This is a genomic window from Aureimonas sp. N4 (assembly GCF_001463925.1).
In the GTDB taxonomy this organism is placed as follows: Bacteria; Pseudomonadota; Alphaproteobacteria; order Rhizobiales; family Rhizobiaceae; genus Aureimonas; species Aureimonas ureilytica_A.
This window is the reverse complement of the sequence record NZ_BBWS01000059.1, coordinates 26,541-51,930: the sequence shown is the minus strand read 5'-3', so window position 1 is coordinate 51,930 and position 25,390 is coordinate 26,541. Positions and strand designations below refer to the sequence as shown.

Sequence of the window (25,390 nt, the reverse complement as noted above, 5' to 3'; positions counted from 1 at the left end):
CGCGTGGCACAGGCAGGGGACAAGCACGAAGGGATGCGAGGCGACGCCGTTGCGCCCGCGTCCGGTCCTGTCGCCGGCCGGGACGCGCTGGAACCCTCGCCCTATGCGCGCAAGATCATCCATATCGACATGGACGCCTTCTACGCCTCGGTGGAGCAGCGCGACGACCCTTCGCTGCGCGGCCGGCCGGTGGCTGTGGGCGGCTCGCGTGAGCGCGGCGTGGTGGCAGCCGCCAGTTACGAGGCGCGCACTTTTGGTGTGCGCTCGGCCATGCCCTCCGTCACGGCTCGGCGCAAATGCCCCGACCTCGTTTTCGTGAAGCCGCGCTTCGACGTCTACAAAGCGGTCTCGAGCCAAATTCGCGCGATCTTCGCCGAACACACGGCGGTTATCGAACCGCTTTCACTGGACGAGGCCTATCTCGACGTCACCGAAAACTTGCAGGGCATCCGATCGGCAACCACGATTGCCGAGCTGATCCGGGCGCGGATCCGAGAGGTAACGGGGCTGACGGCCTCCGCCGGCGTGTCCTACAACAAGTTCCTCGCCAAGCTCGCCTCCGACCACCGCAAGCCGGACGGGCTCTTTGTCATCACGCCCGCCATGGGCGCGGATTTCGTCGAGGCGCTGCCGGTCGGTCGCTTTCACGGCGTCGGTCCCGCGACCGCCGCCAAAATGGAGCGGCTCGGCATTCGCACCGGAGCCGACCTTCGCGATTGTCCGCTCGCCTTCCTTCAGGAGCATTTCGGCAAAAGCGGCCCTTACTATTTCGGCATCTCGCGGGGCATCGATCAGCGCCCGGTACGGGCCGACCGCATCAGAAAGTCGGTCGGCGCCGAAAACACCTTCGCGGCCGATCTCTTCCAGACGGACGAGATGCGGACCGCTCTGGAGCCGATCCTCGATAAGGTCTGGCGCGCTTGCGAAAGCTCCGGTTTCCGCGGGCGAACCGTCACGCTCAAGATCAAATATGCCGACTTCCGGCAGATCACCCGCAGCCAGTCCGTCATGCTGCCGGTGGCCAGCAGGTCCGAAATGGAGGGTATCGCCTTTCGGCTGCTTCATGACCGCCCGCTGGATTCGCGCGGCGTGCGTCTACTCGGCGTTTCCTTGTCCGCGCTGACGGGCAGCGACGCACCCGGCGAAGCCGGTGCGGCGCAATTCGCTCTCCCGTTCTGACGGTCGTCGTTTGACCGCAAAGTCGCGTCAAAGTTTGGCGTTCGAACAACTATCCGAATGATGCCCTCTCACTCGTTTCACGCAACGAGGCACGGAGGCAGTAGAATGTGTGCTCACGTCCAATTGAATCAAAATGTTCCTATGTTGCGGGTCTTTCCGACACGACATATTCGCCGATGTTAGTGATGAACCGCGTTTTTAGGTTGGCGTGGTGCTCGGCCTCTTGGAATTGTGTTAAGGGCGGACAAAACCTACGATAAGGAAGCACTCTTGGTTCTTCCGACATCCGGCATTCGACGAGGCTGGCCTCGCGTGATTCGACGAAAGATGAGAATGGCCCGTTCCGGTCTCCTGAAGATTGCCTCGTTGACGCTCGCGCTCGGGCTCGCCTCCACATCGCTCGGCACAGCGAGGGCAGCGGATTTCAACGCCCTCGATACGGTCGCGATCAAGGTGACGGAATGGCTGCCCGCACGAGGCGAATATCGCGAGTGGTCGGCGCTCAGCGGCAATTACGCCGTCAGTGCCAATCTGACGATCTCCATCCCGTTTCTGGGCGAAGTGTCGCTGGCCGATCTCGACCGGGACACGCTCTCGGCGCGCATTTCCGCCAAGTTGCAGGAGCGCATGAGCCTGCCGGAGGCGCCCGATGTGCAGGTGCAGATCACGCAGCGCGCGCCGATCTATATTCTGGGGGCCGTCGCGACGCCTGGCTCGGTTCCCTACGTGCCGGGCATGACCGTTCGTCAGGCGATCGCGCTGGCCGGTGGCCTGTTCCGTGGCGCGGGCGTCGAAATGCGGCTGGAGCGGGACGCGATCACCACAGCCGGAACACTGGACGACGCGCGCGACCGCGCCAACCGTCTGCGCGCCAAGATCCATCGTCTCGAACAGGAGATCGGCGCGGAAGGCGTGACGTCCGAGAAGACGGAATCCGTCGAGGGTATTCCAGCCGATCTTCTAAGCGAGGAAGAGTCGATCCGTGAGACGCGCGCGCAGGTGCGCCAGTCCCGCATCAAGAGCTTCCAGGATCGGCGCGATCTGGCGCGGGACCAGATCAAGACCTTTGCCGATATGAAGACCAATCTCGACCGGCAGATCGAGCTGACGCGCAACGAGTTGAAGGACGTGAACAAGCTCGTGGATAGAGGTCTAGCCGTCGCCGGCCGCTCGACTGGGCTGGAGCGGACGCTGACCGATCTCGAAAGTCGTCGGCTCGATCTCGACCTCGGCACGTTGAACGCCAACCTCGCGGTCAACGAAAGCGAGCGCGGCATTCTGGATGTCGATACGTCCTTCCGCATCGATACGTCCAACGAGTTGCAGACGACGCGCGCCGAACTGGATAAAGCCCAGCGCGATATTCGCGTCGCGGGCGATCTGCTGCGCGAGGCGACGCTGATCGCCCCCAGCAACGCGATCGAGCGCAATGGTGATCTGGCGGTCAATCTCGAGGTCTACCGCACGCCCTGGGGCGGCCAGCCTGTGCGCATCGACCTCGACGCACCGCTCGCCAGCCGCGACACGATCGAAATTCGTTTGGATACCAACCAGGGGCGCACATCCTCGGTTCGCGCCGAAGCACAGACCGCCACCCCTTGAACGCGGGCGGAAGCATTCGCGGAACGGGCGAGGCCTGAGCCTCTCCCGCCAATCGGCGCGCCTGCTCGAGGCTGCGCGGCAAGGGTATGACACGCTATGATCGACATCGCTCTCAACGGACGCTTCCTGACGCGCCAGCCGACCGGCGTGGATCGCGTGGCAGAGGAAATCATCCTGGCGCTGGACGAACTTCTGGAGCGCAAAGGGAGCGACCATCCGCCCTTTCGCGCCGAGCTTCTCGTCCCGCCTTCGCAGGAGCGAAGCCTGCCCCTCAAGCATATCGGAACGCGCATCGTCGGCAAGCGCGGCGGCCACGCCTGGGAGCAGACCGAGCTTTCCGCCGCCGCCGGGCAGCGCTGGCTCGTCAACCTTTGCAACACTGCGCCGGCGCTTCGTCGGCGCAGCATGGTGCTGATCCACGACGCGCAGGTCTATCAGACGCCCGAATCCTATTCGCGCAGCTTCCGTATGGTCTATCGCGTGCTGCTTCCGCTGGCCGCTCGGCGCTCGGCCGTGGTCGGCACGGTTTCCGAGTTCTCCAAGGAGATGCTGGAGCATTACGGCGTCGCGCCCAAGGGCAAGATCACGGTCCTGCCCAATGGCTGCGATCACATGAACCGCGTCGAGCCGGACGAAACGGCCGTGGAACGCTGGCAGCTTCGCGACAAGCCGTATTTCATGATGCTGGGCAGCCTCAGCGCTCATAAGAACATTCGCACCGCCCTCGAAGCGGCGGCGGCCGCGGGCATCGAGCGGCTGATCGTGGCAGGTGGCGGCAATGCCCGCGTCTTCGCCCAGTCCTCCCTGCCCCAGACCCCCAATTCCGAATTCCTCGGCCGCGTCACCGACGCCGAGTTGAAGACGCTTTACGCCCATGCGCGGGCGCTTTTGTTTCCCTCCTTCTTCGAAGGCTTCGGCCTGCCGCCACTGGAAGCCATGAGCTGCGGCTGCCCGGTGATCGCCTCCACCGCGGCCGCCGTTCGCGAAACCTGCGGCGAGGCGGCTCTCTACGCCGACCCGCACAAGGTCTCGGATTGGACGGCGGCGATTCGCCGGCTGGATCAGGACGGCGACGAGCGCGCTCGTCTCGCAAGCCTCGGCCCGGCGCGCGCGCGCGCGTTCACCTGGGAGGCCGACGCGCGCAAACTTCTGGCCGCGTTAGCCAAGGCCGAAGGCCGCTGAAACGGCGAGCATTCAGCATTCTGCGGCAGCCTGACGAGTGAACGACATCTGAACATGCCCTTCAGGGAGGGTTCCGGCGAGAAGGCGCAGAAAGAGGGCGTGAACGAACGGTTCGCCCTCTTCTGGAGACGCCTCCCATGATCGCCAAGTCCCTTGCCTCCCTCGCCCTCGCTTCGCTGGTCGGCCTCATCAGCGCTCTGCCAGCATCGGCCAATGATGTGCGCATCGAGCAATATGGCTGGTCCAACTCGGCCGGCGGCGCGCAGGCCGGCACGCGTAATCGCATCCGGGTCTATCAGCACGGCGGTACCAACCGCGTGACCGGCCAGCAATATGGCCATGAAAACCTTTCGGCATCGGGACAGGAGGGCTACGGTCATTCGAGCTCGACCTATCAGCGCGGCGAGCGCAACGTGGCGGGTGTCGGTCAGTTCGGCTCCAATCACACCTCGATCCTGACGCAGGACGGCAACGGCAATATCGCCGCCGGCGTGCAGGTCGGTCGCGGTTGCTCGGCCAATGTGGCGCAGGGCGGCGGCGGCAACGTCGCAGCCTTCGTACAGACCTGCGACTAAGCCCTCATTTCCTTCCATTCACCAGCGCGCCCGGCCCAGCCGGGCGCCGGCCTCACGTCCGCTTTTTCAGGCTGCAGATGCTTTCCAGCGTCGCGCCATCCAACCGCTAGGGATCGACCGATGCTTCGTTTTTCCTCTCCGTCGCGCCGGACTCTTCTGGCGCTGGGTCTCGTTCTCGCCCCGGCCGCGGCCTGGGCTGCCATGTCCGGCTCGGCCACCCCGAGCGGCGCGCCCGTTCGCTGCGAAATCCGGGCGACGCCTCAAGGGGGGCTTCTGGCGTTGGAAGCGCTTGTCGAAACCGACAAGAGCGTCAGCGGCCGCTATTCCCTAGAGATCGAAGGCTCGGGCAGCGGCGGGGGCACGCAACTGACGCAAGGCGGCCCGTTCGAAACCAAGGCCGGCAAGACCGCGACGCTCGGCTCCGTGACGCTCTCCAGCAAAGGCGCGCTTTATGACGTGTCGCTGGACGTCACGGTCGGGGGAAAGACGATCTCCTGCAATGAGCGTGTGAGCGGCCGGATCTGATCGGCCCAAGCCAAGATGTCATGGGACGAAGGCGCCGGTTCCGGCGCCTTTTTGCGTTTCGCCCTTCGGTCTGATCGTTCGCCTTCAAAATGAATGAATGCAATTTGAACGACGGATTCCGATCCGGTTCAGCGGCCGGATGCGAATCTCTTCTCATCGGCCGGAAGAGCCGGATGGTGGAGATCGACATGAAAACCAGCTCGTTCAAACCCCTCGTGATCGCCCTCGCCTTTGCGGGCCTCGGCCAGGGCCTTTCGACCCTTCCCGCCCAAGCCGGCGGTCAGGTCTCCTGGTCGCTCGCCCCGTCCGATCGGGGAGCCGCAGAGGCGCTTTCGACGGGAATGCGGCTCTACTCCATCGCCCGCGACCTTCGCGGCGGCAATATCGACCAGCGCGGATACGGCAATGCGGCCGGGCTCGCGCAGCGCGGACGGGGCAATATCGGCTTGATCCAGCAGCGCGGCAACGGTCATTCCGGTACGCTTCAGCAAAACGGCAACGACAATGCCTATGCGCTGTTCCAGTACGGCAGGAACGCGCGGGACGCGGTCGTTCAGAATGGCAATGGCCAGAGCGGAGCGACCTTCAGTTATGGCTGGTAATGTCGGGACGTCCCGGGGCGGCATGTCGATCGGGGCCGGTAGCCGGGGCGAGCCATTCGGCGGTCGCCCGGGCCAACTCTCGCGTATTCGTGTGGTTTCACCCGGCCGGCTCATGGACAGGTCATGACGGCCGATCAAGGCTGGACTGGTGCTTCGCATCAGTGAGCCCCAAGCGACCGGCTCGGCTGACCTGACGTATCGATATGCTGACCAAGCTTTCCGATCTGCTTCCAGTCCGCTATGTGCAAAGGCAGATTTGAATGGAAGCCCATCCGTGCCAGCCTTCCCCATCCCGGCCGAACTGAACGAGTATTTCGAGCGCGCGACGATCGCGCTCGCTTTGGCCTCCGCCAGCGGCGACAATCCGCTCGTTCTGGTCAATCGGGCCTTTTCCCAACTCACGGGTTACGATGCGAGCGAGGTGGTCGGGCGCAATTGTCGCTTCCTGCAGCATGAGGCTGAAAACGAGGACGCAAAGGCGCGCATTCATGCGTTTCTGCGCCATCCTCAGCAGGACACGGTGCGCTCCTCCATCGTGAACTTCCGCAAGGACGGGCAGCCCTTCATCAATCTTCTCTATATGTCCAAGCTGCGGGAACGTTCGGGCAAGGTGCGCTTCATCTTCGCCTCGCAATATGACGTCAGCCGCTCCCACCCCGACAGGCTCGCGCAATATGACGAGCATCTCAGCGCGGCCTTGAGCCGTCTGAGCCCTGCCCTTGCCGAAAGTGGCCTCGCCCTCGAAGGTTCGTTGATGGTGATCGCCAACACCGCCTCCACGATTGCGCAAGCCAAATTGACGCTGGCCGATCTTCAGACCGTCGATGGCCTTTGATCGGTCCGAGGCGAATTCGATGAGCAACGACAGCGCGCAGGACCGACGAACCGAGGCCTTCCTCCCAATCGTCGGCATCGGCGCGTCTGCCGGCGGGCTCGAAGCGCTACGCGAGATGCTCTCGGCCGCCCATGCTCCGACCGGCATGACCTTCGTCGTCGTCCAGCATCTCGACCCGAACCATGAAAGCATGTTGGCGCAGCTTCTGGATCGGCACACGGATCTGGAAGTCCTGCAATGCGAGGGCGGCGAGCGGCTTCAAGCCGATAAGGTCTATATCATTCCGCCCGGCCGCGGCCTTGCGATCAGCGAAGGCGTGCTGGAGCTGACCAGCTTCGCGCAGCCGCGCGGCCTGCGCCGGCCGATCGACGACTTCTTCATCTCGCTCGCCAGCGATCAGCAGGGAAACGCCGCCTGTGTGATCCTCTCCGGCACTGGCGCGGACGGCACGACAGGTCTGCGTGCCATCAAGGAGCATGGCGGCGTCTGCGTGGTGCAGGATCCTCAGTCGGCCCGCTACGACGGAATGCCGGTGTCGGCCGTCGGAACGGGCCTCGTGGATTTCGTAAAGCGGCCGGGCGAAATTCTCGCCTGCCTGTCGGCCTTCTTCAACCGACGCGGCTTGGACGGCTCCGATGACGAAGCCGAACTCGTCGCCGATCACGTCGACGATCTCTGCCGGGTGCTGCGCACCACGGTCGGACACGACTTCGCCGGCTATAAGCGCACGACCTTCGTGCGCCGGGTCGAGCGGCGGATGCATGTTCTCGGCATCGATTCCGGGCGCGCCTATCTCGCGCGCATTCGCAGCGACGGCGCCGAATGCGAAGCACTGTTCCGCGATCTTCTGATCAACGTCACGCGCTTTTTCCGCGACCCGGACTTCTTCGAGACGCTTCGCGTGCAGGCGATCGAGCCCTTGATGCGCTCGCGCGACGGCGACGAGGATCTGCGCGTCTGGGTTCCCGGTTGCTCCAGCGGCGAGGAAGCCTACAGTATCGCCATGCTTTTCGCGGAAGCGGCGCGCGTCCTCGGCGTTCCGCTGGCCGTCCAGATCTTTGCGACCGATATCGACGAGCAGATGCTCCAGATCGCACGCGAGGCGTCCTATCCGGCCTCCGCCCTCGCCGATATTCCGATCTCGCTGCGTGAACGCTACACCATGCTTCATGCGGAGCGTTTCACGATCACGGCGGAGATCCGCGATCTCATCCGTTTCTCCAGCCATAGCCTTGTGAAGGACCCGCCCTTCTCGCGGATCGATCTCCTGTCCTGCCGCAATCTCCTCATCTACTTCGACGATCGGCTCCAGCAGTCCGTCCTGCCGCTGTTTCAATATGCCGTGCGGCCGGGCGGGTTTCTGTTTCTGGGACCCTCCGAAAGCGTCGGCCGGTTCGACCAGCTTTTTCCGACGATCGATCATCAGGCACGGATTTTCACGCGCTCGCCGGGTTCCCCAAAATATCCGATCGACCTGCCAAGCGGATCGCGCCGGCATGAAACCCGTCGCGGCGACCGGGACGAACGTCCGGCCGGGTTGACGGTTGCCGACGAGACGATCGCCGTGCGCCGGGTTGTGGATCGCTACGCGCCGCCCAGCATGGTGCTCGATCATGACGGCGGCATCATCGCCGCCTATGGCCGCCTCAGCCGCTATTTCGATTTCCCCGTAACCCGCTCGGGCGGCATCAGCGCCATCACGCTGGCGCGCTCCGGCCTGCGCGAGGTGATCGGGCCGCTGATCCGCCAAGTGCGCGATACGAGAAAGCGCCTCGTGGCGCGTGACATCGACGTCGCCTCCGAATACGGCGTCCAGCCCGTCGAGGTGATCTGCGATCCCCTGCCCGATGCCACACTGCTTCTGGTGGTGCGCGACGCCGGCAGTTTCCGCCCGACCAGCGATCCCGACCTCGTTGAGATGAATGTCGGCGACGATCATATCGAAGTTCTGGAGGACGAGCTCCGGCTGACGCGGCATCGCCTGCGCTCGGCCGTCGAAGAGCTGGAAACGGCGAACGAGGAGTTGAAAAGCTCCAATGAAGAAATGATGTCGATGAACGAGGAGCTCCAATCGACCAACGAAGAGCTTTCGACCGTCAATGACGAGCTGAAGGTCAAGGTCGATCAGCTGACCCTCGCCAATTCCGACCTGCGCAATTTCTACGATTCCACCGAGCTTTCCGTCGTCGTTCTCGACCATCAAATGCGCGTTCGCAGCTTCACCCGCGCCGCGACCTCTATTTTTCCACTTCAGCCGAGCGATCGCGGCCGTCCTCTGGCAGATGTTGCCAGCCAGATCGCCGGGAATGCCTATCTGACGGATGCAAGACAAGTGGCCGATGGCGGGCCGGTGGTCCAGCGGCGCGTCTCCACGCGCGATGGCCAACGCGCCCTGTCGCTACGTGTCATGCCCTATCGCACGCAGACCGGCGCGATCGACGGCGCATCGCTGGTTCTCACCGACATCACCGAGGCCTTGTCGCTGGAGCGTCAGCTCGCGGCCGAGCGGGACCGGCTGGATCTGGCCTTGAAGGCAGGCGGCATCGGCATCTGGGAGTTCACTCCCGCCCTCGACACGTTGAAGCTCGATACGGCCGCCCGAACCATGCTCAGCATGAGCGAGGCCGAATCCCATCGCCTGTCGGATTTGCGCGCGCAGATCGCCATAGACGACTGGCCCATGGTCGCCGAGCGGCTGAACCTGGCGGCGGACGACCTGCAGGATTTCGAGGCACGCTTTCGCATTCGCGGCGAAGCGGAGCAGTATCGCTGGGTCCGCAGCATCGGGCGCACCGTCACGACACAGGGCGAGCGGCGCATCGTCGGCGTCTCGATCGACGTGACGCCCGAATTCGCCTTGGCGGAAACGCGCGAGCTGATGCTGCGCGAGATGAACCATCGCGTGAAGAACCTCTTCGCCATTATCGGCGGAATGATCTCGGCGGGCGCGCGCACGCACCAGGACACACGCTCCTTCGCGGCCGACATGCGTGAACGCATCATGGCGCTGGGACGCGCCCATTCACTGGCCTCGCCCACCGGCTCCGCCGCCGTTAGCGAACTTTCCGCCCTCGTCGCGGCAACGCTCTCACCCTACCGGGACCATATCCCGGTGCAGTTCGAAGGGCCTGCCGTCCCGATCAGTTGGCGGCATGTCTCGCCATTGGCGCTCATTCTTCACGAGTGGGCGACGAATTCCGTGAAATACGGCGCGCTGGGCCGTGACAAAGCGTCGCTCTCCGTTAGATGGCAAAGAAGCGAAAACGGCGTCGTGCTCGAGTGGAAAGAATGCATGGACTACGAAAGCGAGCCGGCACAAGGCAATGGCTTCGGTACGCTTCTGATGGAGACGTCCGCCAAGCAGCTGGACGCGGTTCTGGAGCGCCAGTTCGACAGGTCGAGCTTCTGCCTGACGCTGCGCCTGCCCCAGTCGGTGCTGGCCGATGACTAATTCGGTGATGATCGTCGAAGACGAACTCTTCGTCGCGATGGACCTTCAAGACATCATCGAGGATATCGGCCACCATGTGGACGGTCCCTATGTGACGGTTCGCGAGGCCTTGGCCGCCATCGATTGTCAATTGCCGACCTGCGCGATCCTGGACGTTCAGCTTCTGGATGGTGAGGTTTATCCGGCGGCGGATCGCTTGAAGGAAGCCAGCATCCCGATCATCTTCCATTCCGGACATGCGGACGAGAAGAAGCTTCTCGCGCGCTATCCGGCGGCCATGGTCTGCGCCAAGCCCTCTTCGCCCGTCTTCCTCAGAGCGGCGATCGAGCGCCTGCTGCAACGCGGCTGACGGCGTCGCCGCAAGCCATCTCTTCCTGCCGACGTGCCATGCCGCCGTCAGGTGATCGGCTCGCTCGCCTTCGTGACAGCAGCGAGCCAGTCCCGAAAAGCCTTGAGCGGCGGGAATGGATCACGCTCCTTCGGCCAAACGAGATGATAGGCTTCCGCAGAGCGCATCGGTCGGTCGGAGAGCGGTACGAGTTCGCCGCGCTCGATCTCCTTGGCGATGAGAAAGCTGGGAAGGAGGGCAACGCCCAATCCCACCATCGCTGCTTGTGCGATGGTCGCGAACTGGTCGAACAACATGCCCGTAACGCCATCGGTCGCGACATCATGGGCCGCGAACCATTGCTCCCAAGCTGCCGGGCGCGACGTGATATGGAGGAGCGGAAGCTGCCGAAGCGCCGCCGGATCGCCCTTCACCGGATGCCGCGCAGCAAAGTCCGGGCTGGCGACAGGCACCACCTCCTCCGCCATCAGTTCGAGATGATGCGTACCGGGCCAGTTGGGCACGCCGAAATGAATGGCGGCGTCCATCGTGTCGAGCCGAAAATCGAACTCCACGAGACGCGTCGCGAGATTCATCGTGATCCCCGGGTTCGACGCCAGAAAATCGGGTAGCCTCGGCGCGAGCCACCGCGTTCCGAAGGTCGGCAGGATCGCGAGATTGAGCGTGCCGCCGAACGGGTTGGCCCGAATATTGAGCGACGCCGTCGATATGCGCCGCAACGCATCCCTGATATCGCGGGAATAGGCCTCGCCCGCCGGCGTCAGCCGAACCGTCTGGCGCTCGCGCAGGAACAGCTGGACGTTGAGCTGGTCTTCCAACGCCTTGATCTGCCGGCTCACGGCGCTCTGCGTCAGGCTCAGCTCATAGGCGGCTGCTGTGAAACTGCCGGTTCGAGCGGCCGCTTCGAAGGCGCTGAGCAAGCTGATGGACGGAAGAAAGCGGCGCGGTGTTTGCATGGCTCATTCCAGAACGGAATGAGGCGGGACGCAAGATCGCTTCTTTCGACGATAGGCTGGGAAATGGAACGGCAGGCGGCGTCTGGAGCCGCCTGCATCGTCTACAACAAACGGACTCAGGCTTCCGCCGAGCCGCCATCCACGTCGAACTTCACGCCCTGCGCCAGCGGCAGAGAATGACCGTAATTGATGGCGTTGGTCTGACGGCGCATATAGGCCTTCCAGGCATCGGAGCCGCTTTCGCGCCCACCGCCCGTTTCCTTCTCGCCGCCGAAAGCGCCGCCGATCTCTGCGCCCGACGTGCCCATATTGACATTGGCGATGCCGCAATCCGAGCCGGACGCCGACAGATAGCGCTCGATCTCGCGCATGTCGGTGCCGAAAATGGACGAGGACAGGCCTTGCGGAACGCCGTTTTGAAGCGCGATGGCCTCGTCGAGATCGCGATATTTGAGGACATAGAGGATGGGCGCGAAGGTTTCTTCCACCACAGGCCCGGTCTGGGCGGGCATCTCCACCAGCGCCGGGCGCACGTAGAAGGAGGCGTCGCCATTGACATCGACGCGCTCGCCGCCGGTCACCGTGCCCCCACTGGCCACCGCTGATTGAAGCGCCTTCTGCATCGCCTCGAAGGCCGCACCGTCGATCAACGGCCCGACCAGCGCGTCCGATGTCAGCGGATTGCCGACCGAGATCGAGCCATAGACGCGCTTCAAGCGTGGCACGAGCGTGTCGTAGACGCTCTCGTGCACGATCAGCCGGCGCATCGTGGTGCAGCGCTGGCCCGCCGTGCCCATGGCACCGAAGGCGACGGCCCGCAGCGCGAGGTCGAGATCGGCCGAAGGCGTGACGATCGACGCGTTGTTGCCGCCGAGTTCCAGAATGGCGCGTGCGAAGCGGCGCGCGAGCCGCTCGCCGACCGCGCGGCCCATGCGGGTCGAGCCCGTGGCCGAGACGACCGGCACGCGCGCATCGTCCACCAAGGCTTCGCCCACCCCGCGCTCGCCCAAAAGAAGCGTGGAGAGACCGGCCGGCGCGTCCCCGAACCGGGCGGCCGCCTTTTCGAAGATGGCCTGCGTGGCGAGCGCGGTGAGCGGCGCTTTCTCGGACGGCTTCCACACCACGGCATCGCCGCAGACGAGGGCAAGGGCCGCGTTCCAAGACCAGACCGCCACCGGAAAATTGAAGGCGGAGATGACTCCGACGACGCCCACCGGATGCCATTGCTCCGTCAACTTGTGATCGGCCCGCTCGGACGGAATCACGAGACCATAGAGCTGGCGCGACAGGCCGACCGCGAAGTCGCAGATGTCGATCATCTCCTGAACTTCCCCGAGCCCTTCGGAGGGCGCCTTGCCCACCTCCAGCGATACGAGACGGCCCAGCGCATTCTTATGCGCGCGCAGTTCTTCGCCGAGCAGGCGAACCAGTTCGCCGCGCCGGGGCGCGGGCACGCGGCGCCAGCTCAGATAGGCTTCGTGCGCCCGGCCGATCGCCTCGCTCACTTCCCCGGCCTCCATCATCGGCACGGAGGCCAGAACCGAACCGTCCACCGGCGAGACGACCTGACGCGCGCCCGATGTAAACGCTGCCTCCGGCACGCCGAGTTCGGACAGAAGGCTCTGCGCTTCGGCGCGAAGGGAGGCGTGCGTATCGGGCATAGTCGGATCGATCCTATTGGGTGAATGAGAGTTGAGGGTCACAGGCGCGCGCTCGCGAAATGGGCAACCTGCGCGCCGACGTCGTAATAGGCCTCGCGAAGCGCGCGATGGCGCACGTCTTCGGCTGGCGTCACCGGCAACGGAAGATCGGCTTCGCCGATGCGGCCGAGCATGAGGTCGGCCAAGCAGCGGCCGAACACGGTTCCGGGCGCGATGCCCCGTCCGTTATAGCCGCTGAACGAGATGACGTCCCGCCCGAGCTTATGAAAGCGCGGCAGGCTGTTCTCGGTCATGCCGATCTGGCCGTACCAAAGATATTCGAAACCGATCCCGCGCAACTGCGGAAAGAGCTTGGCGAGCGCCCGCTGTCCCCAGTCGCGGTGGATCGCGTGGCCCGGCCCGCGCAGCGCGCCGACAGAGCCGAAAACGAGCCGCCCTTGCCGATCGAAGCGGAAGGAGCTCAAGATCTCTCTGGTGTCCCACGCGCCCTGCCGCTCTGGCAGGATCGAGCGCCGAAGCGCTTCGTTCAGCGGAGGCGTCGCCATGTTGAAATAGGGCAGATGCACCTGCTCGCGGCGCACCTCCGGCCAGATGCCCCTGGCGTAGGCATCCGTCGCCACCACCACGCGCCGCGCGCGCACGACGCCGTTCGGCGTGTGCAGCCGCCATTCCCGGCCCTCGTCGGCTGCCGAAACGACAGGGCTCGACGTGAACATCCGTGCCCCCGCTGTAATGGCGGCTCGGGCCAAGCCGCGCACATAGGCGAGCGGCTGGATCGTGCCGGCGCGCTCATCCCACAGCGCCCCGGCATAGGCGGATGTGCCGACCTTGGCGGCCGTCTCTCTTGCATCGAGCAGACGCACCGGCGCGCCCCGCGCGCGCCATTGGCGCTCGCGCTCCCGGAGTTCGGCCAGCCCCTTGGTGCCGACGGCGCAATGCAGCGTTCCCTGCCGCTCCACCTCGCAAGCGATGCCGTGCCGCTCGACCAACTCGAACACCGTGCGAGGCGCATCGCCCAAAAGGCGAAGCAGGCGCTCGCCATGCGTCTCGCCCAGCGCGGCCGGCAGATCATCGGGCATCACCCACATGCCCGCGTTGACGAGCCCGACATTGCGCCCCGAGCCGCCGAAGCCGATCTCCTCGGCTTCGAGAACCGCGACAACGGCTCCGCCCTCCGCCAGATGCAGCGCCGCCGAGCAGCCGGTGAAACCACCGCCAACAACTGCTATATCGACGGACAGCTCCCCCGTGAGTGCGCTCGTCTGCGGCGGCGGAGGCGCCGACGCCTCCCAGAGTCCATGGCTGCGCAGGTCGTTTTTCACGGCAATCGACCTTTCGGCATCCTGAAAATCACGTTGCGCGAATGGGCAGGGCAGAATCTTGCACCTGCAACGAACGCGACGTTTTCGAAAGCGACAGGTGCGCGAAACGCCTCGTACGCCGGAGTGCGCCGACCACCCATCCGCCTTACGCCGCGCTGTCGTGCATGTTGCGGCGAAGCACGGCCCGCACCTCGGCGATCGCCCGCGCCTCCGCCTCCTCATAGACCGCGAACTCATCGGCAACCGGCGCGCCGAGCGCCTGAACGAAGGCCTCCTTGCTGGCATGGCCGGCATAGCTGCGCTGCTCTTCGCCGCCGAGATTGGATTGGAAGATGCCGGCGGCCGAAACGGGCAGGAAATCCTCATAGACGATCGGATAGGCTTCGACGTAACCCGCCGCCTCCAGCGCCTCCATCGACAGAGAATCCAGTCCGGCGGACGCGCCGCTCCGGCCCTTGTCGGTCAGGACGAAGCGGAAGTAGCCGAGACCCTCGCGGCGAAGCGTCTCGTCATCGTCCGGGAAGGCGGCGAACGCCTCTGCCAGACGCGCGGCGTAGTCGGCCCCCGCATTGCCCTGCCCGCCGGCATCGCGCACCTGCGCCAGAAGCTGATCGTATAGGGCGCGGCCCTTTCGCGTCAGCGCCAAGCCGCGCTGCTCGATTTCACCGAAACGGGCCATGTGCGTGCCCGCCTGGCCCTCTCCTTCGCCCCGAAAGACGACAGGTTCTTCCAGCGCCTTGAAGCTCGTCTGGCGCAGAAGGATAGGGCAGCGCCGTGTCGGCGGCCCCTCGATCACGTCCTTCGCCGCGATCCCGCGCGCCGGCATCTCGGCCTGCACGGCGTCGATGTCGAGCGTGCGCGGCGTCAAATGGTTGATATGCGGGCCCTTGAAGCACACGACGTCGGCGATCAGGCGATGGACCTTGGAGAGGCGGTGGTAGGTGTCCGCATCGACGGTGGCTTCGCGGTGCCAGCGGAAGGTCTCCACCGCCTCGCGCACAAAATCGTCGGCCTCTTCGGACGTCAGCCCGCCCGCCGCTTCGAACCGTTCGATCAGGGCCAGCGCCCCGGGCGTGAAGATGCGCCGGCGCGACAGGATCGCGGCGGCCTCGCTCCGCAGCTTTTCGTTCTCGATCAGATCGAGGCGCAGCAGCGAAGTGAAGACGCGAAACGGATTGCGGGCGAGATTTTCCTCGCGCACCGGCCGGAAGGCAGTGGAATGCACGGGCACGCCGGCCACCGACAGGTCGTAATAGCCGACCGGCTCCATGCCCATTACGGCAAAGAGCCGGCGCATGGTGAAGAGTTCCTCCGCCGTGCCGAGGCGGATGGCGCCGTGGCGCTCCAGATCGATCCGCTCCAGATCGTCGGTCCGCTCGAGATCGGCTTTCAGCGCGGGATCGGCGGCCAGCGTCGCCGCGTTCACGTCGGCGACGAGCGCCATCAGCGTGCCATATTGGGGCACCTCCGAACGGTACATATCCGACATGGTGCGCGAGAACCGCGTTCGAATGTCGTCCGCCGTGGCGAAATGCGCGTCGCTCAACAGATCATCCTTTCAAGGCCGACGAAGAGGGTTAGAGCTGGTTCAGACGGGACAGGTCGGGTGCCATCTTGTCCGGGCCAGCGCGCTTCTCAAACGATGTTAGCACATGAGGTCATGCCGCCGGCGAATGACACGCGACATTCGTGAAGCCGCTCCCCCACCTTGAAGTGGGCGATCTCTGGAATCGATCGTCTCCTCATCACGCCGGCATAGATCTTCCGTGAACGGAGCGGGACAAGGGACAACTCGATTGCGGATCGGCGCCTCCGTGATAAGTCGGACTGATCAACGACTGAAGGGAGCCCCATGCTCCGATCCCTCTACGACTGGACCATGCGTTTGTCGGCAACGCCCAGGGCCGCCTATGCGCTCGGTGCAGTTTCCTTCGCCGAGAGTTCGTTCTTTCCGATCCCGCCCGACGCCCTTTTGATTCCGATGGTGATTGCAGAGCGGCGGCGGGCCTGGTCGCTCGCCTTCATCTGCACGGCGACATCCGTTCTCGGCGCCGTTCTGGGATATGTCATCGGCGCCTTACTCTTCGACGAGATCGCCGAGCCGCTTCTCGCCTTCTACGGCTATGGGAGTAAGTTTGCCGACTTCGCGCAGACCTACAACGAATGGGGTGCCTGGATCGTGCTCATGGCGGGTCTGACGCCGTTTCCCTTCAAGGTCGTCACGGTGGCGAGCGGCGCGACGGGGCTCGATCCCTTCGTCTTCATCCTGTCGAGCATCGTGGCGCGGGGCATCCGCTTCTACGCCGTGGCCGCCCTGCTCTATCGCTTCGGGCCGCCCGTCCGATCGTTCGTCGAAAAGCGCCTCGCCATGGTCTTCACACTCGGCATCATCGCGCTTCTGGGCGGCTTCGCCGCGCTTCGACTGGTGATATGATCCGGCCGCCGCCGAACCCGTTCGGATATCCGACTGAAACCGACCGCTAGGACGACGTTCGCCTATGAACGCACTCGATCAAACCTTGTTTGCCGCGATCAATGCCGGATCGCCGAGCTGGGACAAAACGGCGTGGGTGGCCTATGTCGCGGCTCGCTACGTCGTCCTGCTCATCCCCCTCCACCTTGCGATCCTATGGTTGGCTGGCACGCACTACGTTCGGCGACAGGCGCTGACGTTGGCCAGCGCCCTTTTGATCGCGATCGCCATCAGTTTCGCGATCGGCGCGCTCTTTCCCACCCCGCGTCCGTTCCTGATTCCGCTCGGCCATCAGTTGATCGCGCATCGGGAGAGCCCGTCCTTCCCCAGCAACCATGGCCTCGTGATGTTCACCTATGCCGCTGCGATGCTGGCGCTGCGGCACTGGCGCCACGCCATATGCATCGGTATCGCCGGCCTGATCGTCGCTTGGTCCCGCATCTATCTCGGTATCCACTTCCCGCTCGACATGATCGGCGCTCTTATCCTCGCCATCGGCGCAACATGGATGGCTCGCTCGATCGATCGACGCTTCGGCCGGTCAGCGACACTGTTGCTCGAACGCGGATTCGAGCAGGCGATCGTCCGGACCACCCTTTGGGTCATCAGGGGGCGGGGCTAGAAACCCATGGCGGGCGTTTGCCGGCAGCCCAACCGCCGCTGCTCCATCGACGTCGCATCAGGGAGAGTCGGCCGCGACCGCTTCGTTTCGAACAACCAAGCCGAGATAACGTCGGATGGATGTGGGTTGCGGAGCGGCGTGGCACGTCCCACGTTCCGTCTTTAGCGTCCTTGAGGAAGGGGGGCGCGTTAAGCAACTGCGAGAGAAGCGGCCACTTTGATCCAGAGGCTTCCGGTTGGTCTTATTGAAGTGCGGAGGGGTCCAGGCGGGGCAAGCCTGGGCCCCTTCTTGGTTCCGGCCGGCCGCCTGCCGTGCAATGCTCCTTCCGATACGGAGGAGAATCGCAATGGAATGGCTGCTCGCGATCGGGAGCGCAGTTGTGGGCTTCCTCGTCGGGCGCACGATGTCGAAGGGCGGCGAGGCTCAGATGCGAGCCGCGTTCGAGAAGACCGAGCGGGACCGGATCGAGGCTGAGGTTCGGTATCTCTACGAGATCCGTCGCGGTCTGGCGCAGGCGCTGTTCGCAGACGATCCGCAGGCGCTGCTTGATGCGCACGCGACCGTCGCCGATTTCCAGCGCCTCGTCCGGGACGGACCGAAGGAGCGCATTGAGGTGGAGCGCACGGCCTTGGCGCTGAAATACCCGCGGTTCGAGGAGTTCGATCTCTTCGGTCTTCGTCACTTCGTCCCGACCGATCCGCAGCAGTACGAACGACGGGAGATCGTCGAGCGGTACGTCGATGTCGGGAAATTCGGCACGATCCTGGAGGGCGACCGGTACATGGCGGCCGCGTGGAAAGAGGAGCACCTGGCACGGGACAGGCAGGTGCTGGAGCGAGCGATCGAGCGGGCATTCGATCACAACACCATCGCGGCGACGAAGGAGGCGATGGGGCGCTACTACGCTTGGCGCCGGCCGGACGATGCGCTCGACGCCGTCTATGAGGACCGGGACTATCGTGTCGAGAGACTCTTCCGCCAGTACACGCCGGAGAACGAGTACGGTGTGACGCAGAAGGCGAACGGGATACGGACCATCTGCTCCGTATATGTCTGGGACGACGGATCGGGGGAAGGTGTCGCACAACTACCGGCTGTCCGGCGAACGGTTCGAGGACGGACGGCAAATGTTCGAGCGGTAGCGGAATTTGAGCCCCTAAATCGCTCTCCTCGACCCGCATCCGAGCCCAGGCGCGGGCCGGAACACGGGCTCAAACCTCGACCTGGGTCGGGGTTTCGTTCGGCATATCATTCGGCTGAAAGGTCAGGCACCGGGAATGCCCATTAAATTTGCAACCAGATCAGCGGGTTGCGTGGTCGGAGTGGCAGGATTTGAACCTGCGACCCCCTCGTCCCGAACGTTGTGATGCGATCGTGAAACCCTTGCGCTACAGGGGCTCCAGTTCCTTCTCGTTCCCCTCCGACACCCCGTTTTCCTTCGGTATCGTTGGCGAAGCGTTGGCGCGGTTCATGCGCTTCGCGAGCGCCGCGGCCGCCTTGCGCTGGTGCGCCGGGTGGTGGTGGGCGTACCGCTTCATCAGTGTCTCGACCGTCATGCCGAGATAGCCCGCCGCCTCGGCAAGATCGACGCCGTCCTGCATCATCCACGTCGCCGCCGTATGGCGGAGGCTGTGGCGGACGATATGCATCTCGAGCGCCGCGATCTCGACCACCCGCTCGTACCCAGTTCGGCAGTTGACCGGCTTTCCGTGCAGTTCGACGACGTACTTCGAACCTCCGTCGCGCCAAGCGGTCAGCTCCTCGACGAGGGATGGGGCCAAGGGTGCGGGCGGGTACTTCTTGTTCTTCTTGTCGACGGTCCCCGGCGGCTTACGGTAGAAGAGTCCGTTCTCGAGGTCCACCCAGGGGCGGCCGGGCTCCCTGACGAACGAGGCCTGGCACACGGCGCTCGTCCGGGTCCCGGTCTGGACCGCGACGCGGATGAACCTTTCGATGTGGGCCAACGGTCGCTTCTTCGTCGGAAGGGTCTGCCCCTTCATCGCGCCGCGGTGGCGCCGCTGCTGCTCGAGAGTCTCCCTGGCGATCGTGCACATGCGCTCGACCTGCTCGACGGTCAGCCACTCCTCCCGGCCGGCATTCTCCTCCGGCATCTCGACGTGGACCACCTCCGAAAGGATCTTGTCCTTGACCGCGACGTTGATCGCGGCCCGGAGATTCTGAAGATCGCGCAATGCGCCGGCCGACGTCGTCAGACGCGGTGCATTGCCAGTCCTTTCAGGTTTCGCGGACTTCCAAGGGACGCCGGTACGGCTGCGCACGAACTCGGCGCAGGTCACCGTGGAGATGTCTTCGCACGTGCCTTCGCCGAAGAAGTCGAGCAGCCGCTCGACGCTCTGTCCGAGCTCTTCGGGTCGGGCAAGCGTATCCTTCTTCACGGTCATGTAGCGGGCCAAGACCTCTGCGATCGTCACTTCGTGCGCCGGCCGACGCTTCGACTGACGGACGACAGCCTTCGTCGCCTTGCTCAGGACGTATGCGGCGTACGCCTTTTCAGCTGCATCGCGATCGCCCGCGCCGCATCCAGTGGAGTGCTGTTTCCCGGCATCGAGGATGACGTAGACGGCGGGGCGGCCGCCCTTGCCACCCTTCCCCTTGCGGGCGGGACGGAGCCAGAGACGGGCGGGCTTCTGTTCACGCGGCATTCTTCTCTCCACTGTTCGACACCGTCCCGGGTGACGAACAGCGTCCGTCCCAGTCGCGTCGCGGGCAGTCGGCCGGCCTCTATCGCCGTCCGCATCATCTTCACGGTCACATGGCCACCGAGCTCCGGCAGCCATGGCGCTTCTTCGAGCGTCAGGAGACGGTCGGGCGCGCAGTCCGACAGGTCGGGAGGCTCCCATCGTCCGACGACAAGCTGATATCTCGCCGCCGGTCGGGCGGACTCCGTCTGCTGCATCCAGCTGCTCCTTTTCACGGACGCCTCTTCGTGCGTCCCCGGTGCGGACCGGCATTCTTCGCCGGTCATCCAAGCGAAAATCGCGGCTGGCCTGATCAACCGCAAGGCGGAAATGCACGAATGGTTAACAGCGGACGTGTAGGTTGTGGCCGGCCCTGTTCACCTCTCGTTCTCATGCATGAGGTGGTGTACGAAAGAGGCCGAACAGCCGCTCGGGGGAGAATCACCATGCTGGAACTTGAGGACGATCTCGCCTCTCTCGACCGCGAAGACCTAGTCCGACTCGTCCAGAACATGATGGCGAACGGGGTCGCTTTGAATTTTCACGGCAAGCGTTCTGCGATCGAGATCTCCAAGCGCGTTCGGCCTCGCATAACCCGTCGCGAGCCGAGGCTGCATGTCGGCGCTCCCGAGCATCAGGCCCGCAATCTCCTGGTCGAAGGGGAGAATCTGCAGGCGATGGTGACGCTCTACAAGTACCGCGGCGCCGTGGACCTGATCCTCACAGACCCGCCCTACAACACCGGGAACAACTTCCGATACAACGACCGCTGGGACCAGGATCCGAACGATCCAGATCTGGGAACCGTTGTCGGGAAGGAGGACGGCTCCCGCCACACCAAGTGGATCAAGACGATGTATCCGCGCCTTCAGATGATGAAGGCGATGCTGAAGCCGAGCGGGGTCATCGCGATCTGCATCGACGAGAACGAGTTGTTCCACCTCGGAATGATGCTGGACGAGATCTTCGGCGAATCGAATCGGATCGGCATCATCAATTGGCAGAAGTCGTATTCGCCGAAGAACGGCGCGAAGTCGTTGTCGAAGACGACCGAGTACGTCCTGGTCTACGCGAAGGACCGTGACCTGTCGTCGACCGGCTCTCTCGAGATCGGCGAGCGGAACTCCCACAATCCGGACAACGACCCCAAGGAGGAGTGGGTACCGAAGGACCCCACCGCTCGTCAGGACCGCACGAACACGGCCTACGCGATCCAGTCGCCGTTCACTGGGTATCTCCACTACCCAAACGGCGAATACCGATTCACTGGCGAGCTTCCGGAGGCCCGCGCCCACTGGACGAACTTCACCAAGGACGAAGGCAAGTCGATGCTGGAGGAGTGGGGCACGCCCTACGAACTCCGGGACCTCGGCGATGGCCGCAAGGCCGCACTGGTCCTTAAGGGAAGCGGCGTGCGGCTAAAGGACTACGATCCCGAGAAGGATCCGGTCTTCCTGAAGGCTCGGGAAGCCGCATTCGCCAGGAGGGCGAAGGACAACTGGCCCATCCTCTACTTCCGCGACGACAAGTCCCGTCGTCCGTCCGCGGGGCGCCCGCGACTGAAGAATTACGTGGGCGAAATCCGCGAAGGCAAGGTTCCAACCACCTTCTGGGATGAGGACCTCTACGCGCAGCCGTTGGAACTCGGCGCGGTCACCTGGCCTCACGAAGAGTCGGGACATACCGATCTCGCGAAGCGGGAACTCGACGCGATGGTCGGAACTGACCATTCGTTCGACACCATCAAGCCGCTCCGCCTCATGAAGAAGATCATCCAGATCTGGTGTCCGCCCGGCGGCCTCGTCATGGATCCGTACGCGGGGTCCGGAACGACCGGTCACGCCGTCCTGGAGATGAACGCGGAGTCGGGGGCGGATCGCCGATTCATCCTCATCGAGCAGGGAGCTCCCGAGAATGGCGACAAGTACGCCCGGACGCTGACTTGGAAGCGCCTCCGGAACGCCATTACCGGCCAGAGGCCTGGAAACAAGGAGGCCGCGCCGCTCGGCGGAGGGTTCGAATATCGCCTCCTGACCAAGACGATCGATGCACGAGCCGTCATGTCGATGAAGCGTGAGGAGCTGATCGACGTCGTCCTGACCTCCCACTGGGAGACCCACAAACGTGCAGCTCCGAACCTCCAGCGCGTGGAGGACGGACATCAGTATCTCATTGGTCGCGATGCGGACGGCGAAGGCTACTTCCTGATCTGGAACAACGACGGACCGGTCGGATCCCTCGATCTGGACAGCTACAAGATCGTGGCTGCCGAGGCGCGGAAGGCCGATCTGGTGCCGCCGTTCCACGTCTATGCACGGTATGAGGATTTCCAGTCGCCGAACGTCCGATTCTGGAAGATCCCGGATCGTATCCTCGCGCATTTCGGCCTGGACGAGAACGAAAGCTACAACGACGCAGCGATCGAGGACGCCGCCTGATGCGCCCTCTAGGTTTCCAGCAGGAGGCGGCCCGACAGATCGCGGACCGTTTCGGCGAATACATGCAGGATCCCCTGACGATCAGCCGGACGAGGACCGTCCCGTTCTTCCAGCTGCTGGTGTCGATCACCGGCAGCGGGAAGACGTTGATGCTCGCCGATGCCGTGTCGCAGATGCAGGCCCATCTTCCGCGTCAGCCGGTCGTCCTCTGGTTGTCGAAAGGTCGCGTCGTCGTCTGGCAGACCTACGCGAACCTCGCGCATGGCCGATATGCCGACAACATTCCGGGATTCGTCGTGAAGCCTCTACTTGAAGTGGCGCCATCGGACATCGAGGACACGGGGACGCCGCTGCTCCTGATCGCCACGGTCGGTAAATTCGCCCAGCGCGATCAGGAGGAGTCGGATCTCAGAATCTACCAAGCGCAACTTGATCTGGCGGACGAGTCGCTCTGGAGCCTTCTGAAGCGTCGCAGGACGCCTGAAGGCATCAGGCGTCCTTTGATCGTCGTGTACGACGAGGGGCAGAACCTTTCCGATCTGCAGACCGAACGGCTGCTCGAACTCGATCCCGACGCCCTGATCTCGGCGAGCGCGACGCCGAGCGTTCCGCAGGCCCTCGAATGGATCATGGATCGCCTCCGAAAGGACAAGCACTGGACCGAGGACGACTTCAAGACGACGGTCTCGAGCGCCGCCGTCGTCACCGAAGGGTTGGTAAAGCGGCGAATCTCGATCGGCGGCTACGTCACGCCCATGGAGACAGCGGTCGACGCCCTTCTCCAGGACATGGCGGACGCCGCCGCTTCCGCCGCCGACCTGGAAGAACCGTTCCGTCCGAAGGCCATCTACGTCGCATCGACGAACACGGTAGACGGAGTGCCGATATCGGAGGACGTGAAGCGGCCGTTCGAACAGCGGCAGGCTCGGCCGATCGTGATCTGGAGACACCTCGTCGCAGCCGGCGTCGATCCATCGAAGATCGCGGTCTACTCGCAGCTAAAATTCGATAAGGACACGCCTGCGCGAAAGGATTTCCGGCTCTTCGGAAACGGCGATCGGGACTACGATCGATTCACGTCGGGCGACTTCGAGCACATCATCTTCAACCTCTCACTTCAGGAGGGGTGGGACGATCCCAAGTGCGGCTTCGCTTATATCGACAAGGAGATGGCGTCCGCCCGGCAGATCACACAGGTCATCGGACGCGTGCTCCGACAGCCCAGCGCGAAGCATTTCGCTGATCCGATCCTCAACACCGCGCACTTCTACATCCGAGCCGACGAGAAGGGCATCTTCGAAGACATCATCGAACAGGTCGGCAAGGAGCTCGCCTCGGAGCATCCCTCCGTCGAGTTCTCCGTCCGGACGGAGAACCGTCGCGCCGTAGCCTATCGCGAGATGCCCACGCGCCCCAGAGCCGTGCCCACCGTCGCGCTGTACTCCGGCCCGGCCCGCGAACCGATCAGGAAGATCGTCGGAAGGATGCTCGGCTTCAAGAGCGGCGAGGAGAACACCGTCGGCCAAGGCGCCCGCATGCAGGTTTTGCAGGAGGTCGGCGCAGGCGGCAATCTCAGCTACGAATGGATCGATATCGAGCACAGCAACCTGATCTCGGTCAGGTCGGTGTTTCGCCGCGAAGTGCAGAGACTGTTCCCCGGCGGGGCACGAAGAGGCGGAGGCCCCGTCAACCTCGTCGACATCGAGCTACCGAAGTTCGATGCTTTGATCGAGATCACCAGTCCTGCTGCCGACCATGTGAAGAGTATCGCTGCGGACGTCGTGTCGGCATTCGTCGATCATTCGCGGCTGATACAGAACGAGGACGATCGTCCCTATTCGGTCGGACCTGTCGCGATCGATCCAGCAACCGCCGTGCCATTCTCGAACGCACTCCACGCCCGCTACAGCGGACTGAACGATCTCGAACTGGCAATCGCGAGGGCGATCGACCGCACGCAGCGGGTCTGGTGTCGAAACCCCGAAGGTTCGGGATACTTCATTCCGCTGCTGGATCGCGGGTCGACCGGTGTCTTCTTCCCCGACTTCCTCGTCTGGATGGACCGCACGGTGGTCGCCATCGAGACGAAGGGAGATCATCTGATCTCCGAGGACTCCCGGCGCAAGCTATTCGACATCACCTCGACCGGAGAAAGATCTCGGATCCAGGTGAGAATGATCACGAAGGGACGGTGGTCCATCGCAGCCGGCGGTCAGGTCAGCAAGATCGGCGATGACGGCTTCATGACGTGGCGATGGGAGTCGGGACGCCTAGCGGCCATCCATCACGACGATGCGAAGGATGCTGTCGAGACCGCTCTGCAGGTCGAGTTCACCGTGGAGCAAGGAGGAGCGGGTAGCGTCGCTGTTCGATGAACCGGCGAGGAATGCCGCCATGACCGACAAGAACCCGCGTCCACGCCGCGAGAACCTCATCCCGCTCGACGACATCTTGGTCCTGGCCCATCAGGTCCTTGGATCGCTTGCTCCGGACAGATTCGTCACATGGCTCGGCGTCTCGAAGCGAAACGCGGAGCGCTGGATCGCCGGCGACTCGACCTTCCCGCCACGTGTCATCAGCGAGCTCCAGCGTCTGGCACCCCTCGTCGCCGAACTCGACTGCGAGATGCAGGCCCTCGTCGACGATTTCCGCGACGCAGACGAGGCCATGCGCATCCCGGAGAACCTCATCAGGCTCCGCATGCGCGAGTTCACGAAGACGCTTTCCGATGAGCCGCCGCCGAAGCCGGAGCCCGTCCGCGAGTAAGAATATCGACGTACTTCCGAAGGATTTTCGCGGACGTTAACCCATTCGACAAGGATTGCTGCTAGAACAGCGTCACCGCATCGAACCGGCATGAGCCGACTATGCGAGAGCTATCCCCCGCCGGCCGATGCCGCGAAGGGAAGCGCAGTGGCC

Annotated in this window: 20 protein-coding genes; 15 read left to right on the top strand and 5 right to left on the bottom strand. The window is 64.1% G+C overall.

All coding sequences use genetic code 11. The features are described from left to right. Positions 1-33: 33 nt before the first annotated feature. The 9 genes from dinB to AUL28_RS20685 all read left to right on the top strand — a co-directional run bounded on the left by dinB (position 34) and on the right by AUL28_RS20685 (position 10,300). Positions 34-1,179 carry a DNA polymerase IV gene (dinB, locus tag AUL28_RS20725; RefSeq protein WP_062236589.1) on the top strand — a complete coding sequence of 382 codons (1,146 nt, stop codon included), beginning with the start codon at positions 34-36 and terminating at the stop codon, positions 1,177-1,179. A gap of 333 nt (positions 1,180-1,512) precedes the next feature. Beyond that, complete coding sequence (locus tag AUL28_RS20720) at positions 1,513-2,781, top strand: polysaccharide biosynthesis/export family protein (protein ID WP_062236587.1); 1,269 nt, start codon at positions 1,513-1,515, stop codon at positions 2,779-2,781. A 96-nt stretch (positions 2,782-2,877) separates the two neighbouring features. Further along, positions 2,878-3,963: a glycosyltransferase family 4 protein gene (locus tag AUL28_RS20715; protein WP_062236584.1), complete on the top strand. Its 1,086-nt coding sequence runs from the start codon at positions 2,878-2,880 to the stop codon at positions 3,961-3,963. Positions 3,964-4,100: 137 nt separating this feature from the next. Beyond that, a complete protein-coding gene (locus AUL28_RS20710; RefSeq protein ID WP_062236582.1) occupies positions 4,101-4,538 on the top strand; it encodes a curlin in 438 nt (145 codons plus the stop codon). Positions 4,539-4,658: 120 nt separating this feature from the next. Then, on the top strand, positions 4,659-5,063 hold the full coding sequence (csgH, locus tag AUL28_RS20705; RefSeq protein WP_062236580.1) for a curli-like amyloid fiber formation chaperone CsgH: 405 nt from the start codon (positions 4,659-4,661) through the stop codon (positions 5,061-5,063). A gap of 188 nt (positions 5,064-5,251) precedes the next feature. Further along, positions 5,252-5,665 carry a hypothetical protein gene (locus AUL28_RS20700; protein WP_062224072.1) on the top strand — a complete coding sequence of 138 codons (414 nt, stop codon included), beginning with the start codon at positions 5,252-5,254 and terminating at the stop codon, positions 5,663-5,665. Positions 5,666-5,939: 274 nt separating this feature from the next. Next, positions 5,940-6,500, top strand: a complete 561-nt coding sequence (locus AUL28_RS20695) for a PAS domain-containing protein (protein ID WP_058633440.1) — start codon at positions 5,940-5,942, stop codon at positions 6,498-6,500. Between the two features lie 19 nt (positions 6,501-6,519). Beyond that, positions 6,520-9,951 carry a chemotaxis protein CheB gene (locus tag AUL28_RS20690; protein ID WP_062236675.1) on the top strand — a complete coding sequence of 1,144 codons (3,432 nt, stop codon included), beginning with the start codon at positions 6,520-6,522 and terminating at the stop codon, positions 9,949-9,951. Then, the gene (locus AUL28_RS20685) at positions 9,944-10,300 is read left to right on the top strand and encodes a response regulator (protein WP_062236577.1); all 357 of its coding nucleotides are present in this window, start codon (positions 9,944-9,946) and stop codon (positions 10,298-10,300) included. The genes AUL28_RS20690 and AUL28_RS20685 overlap by 8 nt, the downstream gene beginning before the upstream one ends. A 47-nt stretch (positions 10,301-10,347) precedes the next feature. Here the strand turns inward: AUL28_RS20685 and AUL28_RS20680 are convergent, their stop codons facing one another. From AUL28_RS20680 to hglS, 4 genes are all read right to left on the bottom strand, one after another. Continuing rightward, a complete protein-coding gene (locus AUL28_RS20680) occupies positions 10,348-11,256 on the bottom strand; it encodes a LysR family transcriptional regulator (protein ID WP_062236575.1) in 909 nt (302 codons plus the stop codon). Positions 11,257-11,372: 116 nt separating this feature from the next. Beyond that, the gene (amaB, locus tag AUL28_RS20675; RefSeq protein ID WP_062236574.1) at positions 11,373-12,917 is read right to left on the bottom strand and encodes an L-piperidine-6-carboxylate dehydrogenase; all 1,545 of its coding nucleotides are present in this window, start codon (positions 12,915-12,917) and stop codon (positions 11,373-11,375) included. 38 nt (positions 12,918-12,955) lie between these two features. Beyond that, complete coding sequence (locus AUL28_RS20670; RefSeq protein ID WP_062236572.1) at positions 12,956-14,239, bottom strand: NAD(P)/FAD-dependent oxidoreductase; 1,284 nt, start codon at positions 14,237-14,239, stop codon at positions 12,956-12,958. Between the two features lie 145 nt (positions 14,240-14,384). After that, entirely contained in the window at positions 14,385-15,785 is a 1,401-nt protein-coding gene (gene hglS / locus AUL28_RS20665; protein ID WP_062236569.1) for a 2-oxoadipate dioxygenase/decarboxylase HglS, read from the bottom strand. Between the two features lie 306 nt (positions 15,786-16,091). Here hglS and AUL28_RS20660 point away from each other — a divergent pair, with 306 nt between their 5' ends. The 3 genes from AUL28_RS20660 (at position 16,092) to AUL28_RS20650 (ending at position 18,622) form a co-directional block, all read left to right on the top strand. Beyond that, positions 16,092-16,673 (top strand): YqaA family protein, encoded by a 582-nt coding sequence (locus tag AUL28_RS20660; RefSeq protein WP_062236567.1) that lies wholly within the window; start codon positions 16,092-16,094, stop codon positions 16,671-16,673. Positions 16,674-16,737: 64 nt separating this feature from the next. After that, a complete protein-coding gene (locus AUL28_RS20655; RefSeq protein WP_062236564.1) occupies positions 16,738-17,334 on the top strand; it encodes a phosphatase PAP2 family protein in 597 nt (198 codons plus the stop codon). 346 nt (positions 17,335-17,680) lie between these two features. Continuing rightward, on the top strand, positions 17,681-18,622 hold the full coding sequence (locus tag AUL28_RS20650) for a hypothetical protein (protein WP_062236561.1): 942 nt from the start codon (positions 17,681-17,683) through the stop codon (positions 18,620-18,622). A 100-nt stretch (positions 18,623-18,722) separates the two neighbouring features. On the opposite strand, the gene AUL28_RS20645 is transcribed toward AUL28_RS20650, so the two are convergent. Beyond that, positions 18,723-19,997: a tyrosine-type recombinase/integrase gene (locus tag AUL28_RS20645; protein ID WP_062236560.1), complete on the bottom strand. Its 1,275-nt coding sequence runs from the start codon at positions 19,995-19,997 to the stop codon at positions 18,723-18,725. Positions 19,998-20,479: 482 nt separating this feature from the next. On the opposite strand from AUL28_RS20645, the gene AUL28_RS20640 reads away from it, so the two are divergent. Genes AUL28_RS20640 through AUL28_RS20630 form a run of 3 tightly spaced genes read left to right on the top strand, consistent with a single transcriptional unit; the run spans position 20,480 to position 25,237 of the window. Beyond that, positions 20,480-22,471: a site-specific DNA-methyltransferase gene (locus AUL28_RS20640; protein WP_082640609.1), complete on the top strand. Its 1,992-nt coding sequence runs from the start codon at positions 20,480-20,482 to the stop codon at positions 22,469-22,471. Beyond that, positions 22,471-24,846 carry a hypothetical protein gene (locus AUL28_RS20635; RefSeq protein ID WP_062236557.1) on the top strand — a complete coding sequence of 792 codons (2,376 nt, stop codon included), beginning with the start codon at positions 22,471-22,473 and terminating at the stop codon, positions 24,844-24,846. Before AUL28_RS20640 ends, AUL28_RS20635 begins: the two co-directional genes overlap by 1 nt. A 19-nt stretch (positions 24,847-24,865) precedes the next feature. After that, positions 24,866-25,237 carry a hypothetical protein gene (locus tag AUL28_RS20630; RefSeq protein WP_062236554.1) on the top strand — a complete coding sequence of 124 codons (372 nt, stop codon included), beginning with the start codon at positions 24,866-24,868 and terminating at the stop codon, positions 25,235-25,237. Positions 25,238-25,390: the final 153 nt, after the last annotated feature.

Excerpts from the sequence above, each read along its gene's own strand:
- dinB (WP_062236589.1), top strand. The coding sequence starts at position 34 with ATGCGAGGCGACGCCGTTGCGCCCGCGTCCGGTCCTGTCGCCGGCCGG.
- AUL28_RS20720 (WP_062236587.1), top strand. The coding sequence starts at position 1,513 with ATGGCCCGTTCCGGTCTCCTGAAGATTGCCTCGTTGACGCTCGCGCTC.
- AUL28_RS20715 (WP_062236584.1), top strand. The coding sequence starts at position 2,878 with ATGATCGACATCGCTCTCAACGGACGCTTCCTGACGCGCCAGCCGACC.
- AUL28_RS20710 (WP_062236582.1), top strand. The coding sequence starts at position 4,101 with ATGATCGCCAAGTCCCTTGCCTCCCTCGCCCTCGCTTCGCTGGTCGGC.
- csgH (WP_062236580.1), top strand. The coding sequence starts at position 4,659 with ATGCTTCGTTTTTCCTCTCCGTCGCGCCGGACTCTTCTGGCGCTGGGT.
- AUL28_RS20700 (WP_062224072.1), top strand. The coding sequence starts at position 5,252 with ATGAAAACCAGCTCGTTCAAACCCCTCGTGATCGCCCTCGCCTTTGCG.
- AUL28_RS20690 (WP_062236675.1), top strand. The coding sequence starts at position 6,520 with ATGAGCAACGACAGCGCGCAGGACCGACGAACCGAGGCCTTCCTCCCA.
- AUL28_RS20685 (WP_062236577.1), top strand. The coding sequence starts at position 9,944 with ATGACTAATTCGGTGATGATCGTCGAAGACGAACTCTTCGTCGCGATG.
- AUL28_RS20680 (WP_062236575.1), bottom strand. The coding sequence starts at position 11,256 with ATGCAAACACCGCGCCGCTTTCTTCCGTCCATCAGCTTGCTCAGCGCC.
- amaB (WP_062236574.1), bottom strand. The coding sequence starts at position 12,917 with ATGCCCGATACGCACGCCTCCCTTCGCGCCGAAGCGCAGAGCCTTCTG.
- AUL28_RS20660 (WP_062236567.1), top strand. The coding sequence starts at position 16,092 with ATGCTCCGATCCCTCTACGACTGGACCATGCGTTTGTCGGCAACGCCC.
- AUL28_RS20655 (WP_062236564.1), top strand. The coding sequence starts at position 16,738 with ATGAACGCACTCGATCAAACCTTGTTTGCCGCGATCAATGCCGGATCG.
- AUL28_RS20650 (WP_062236561.1), top strand. The coding sequence starts at position 17,681 with ATGGAATGGCTGCTCGCGATCGGGAGCGCAGTTGTGGGCTTCCTCGTC.
- AUL28_RS20645 (WP_062236560.1), bottom strand. The coding sequence starts at position 19,997 with ATGCCGCGTGAACAGAAGCCCGCCCGTCTCTGGCTCCGTCCCGCCCGC.
- AUL28_RS20640 (WP_082640609.1), top strand. The coding sequence starts at position 20,480 with ATGCTGGAACTTGAGGACGATCTCGCCTCTCTCGACCGCGAAGACCTA.
- AUL28_RS20635 (WP_062236557.1), top strand. The coding sequence starts at position 22,471 with ATGCGCCCTCTAGGTTTCCAGCAGGAGGCGGCCCGACAGATCGCGGAC.
- AUL28_RS20630 (WP_062236554.1), top strand. The coding sequence starts at position 24,866 with ATGACCGACAAGAACCCGCGTCCACGCCGCGAGAACCTCATCCCGCTC.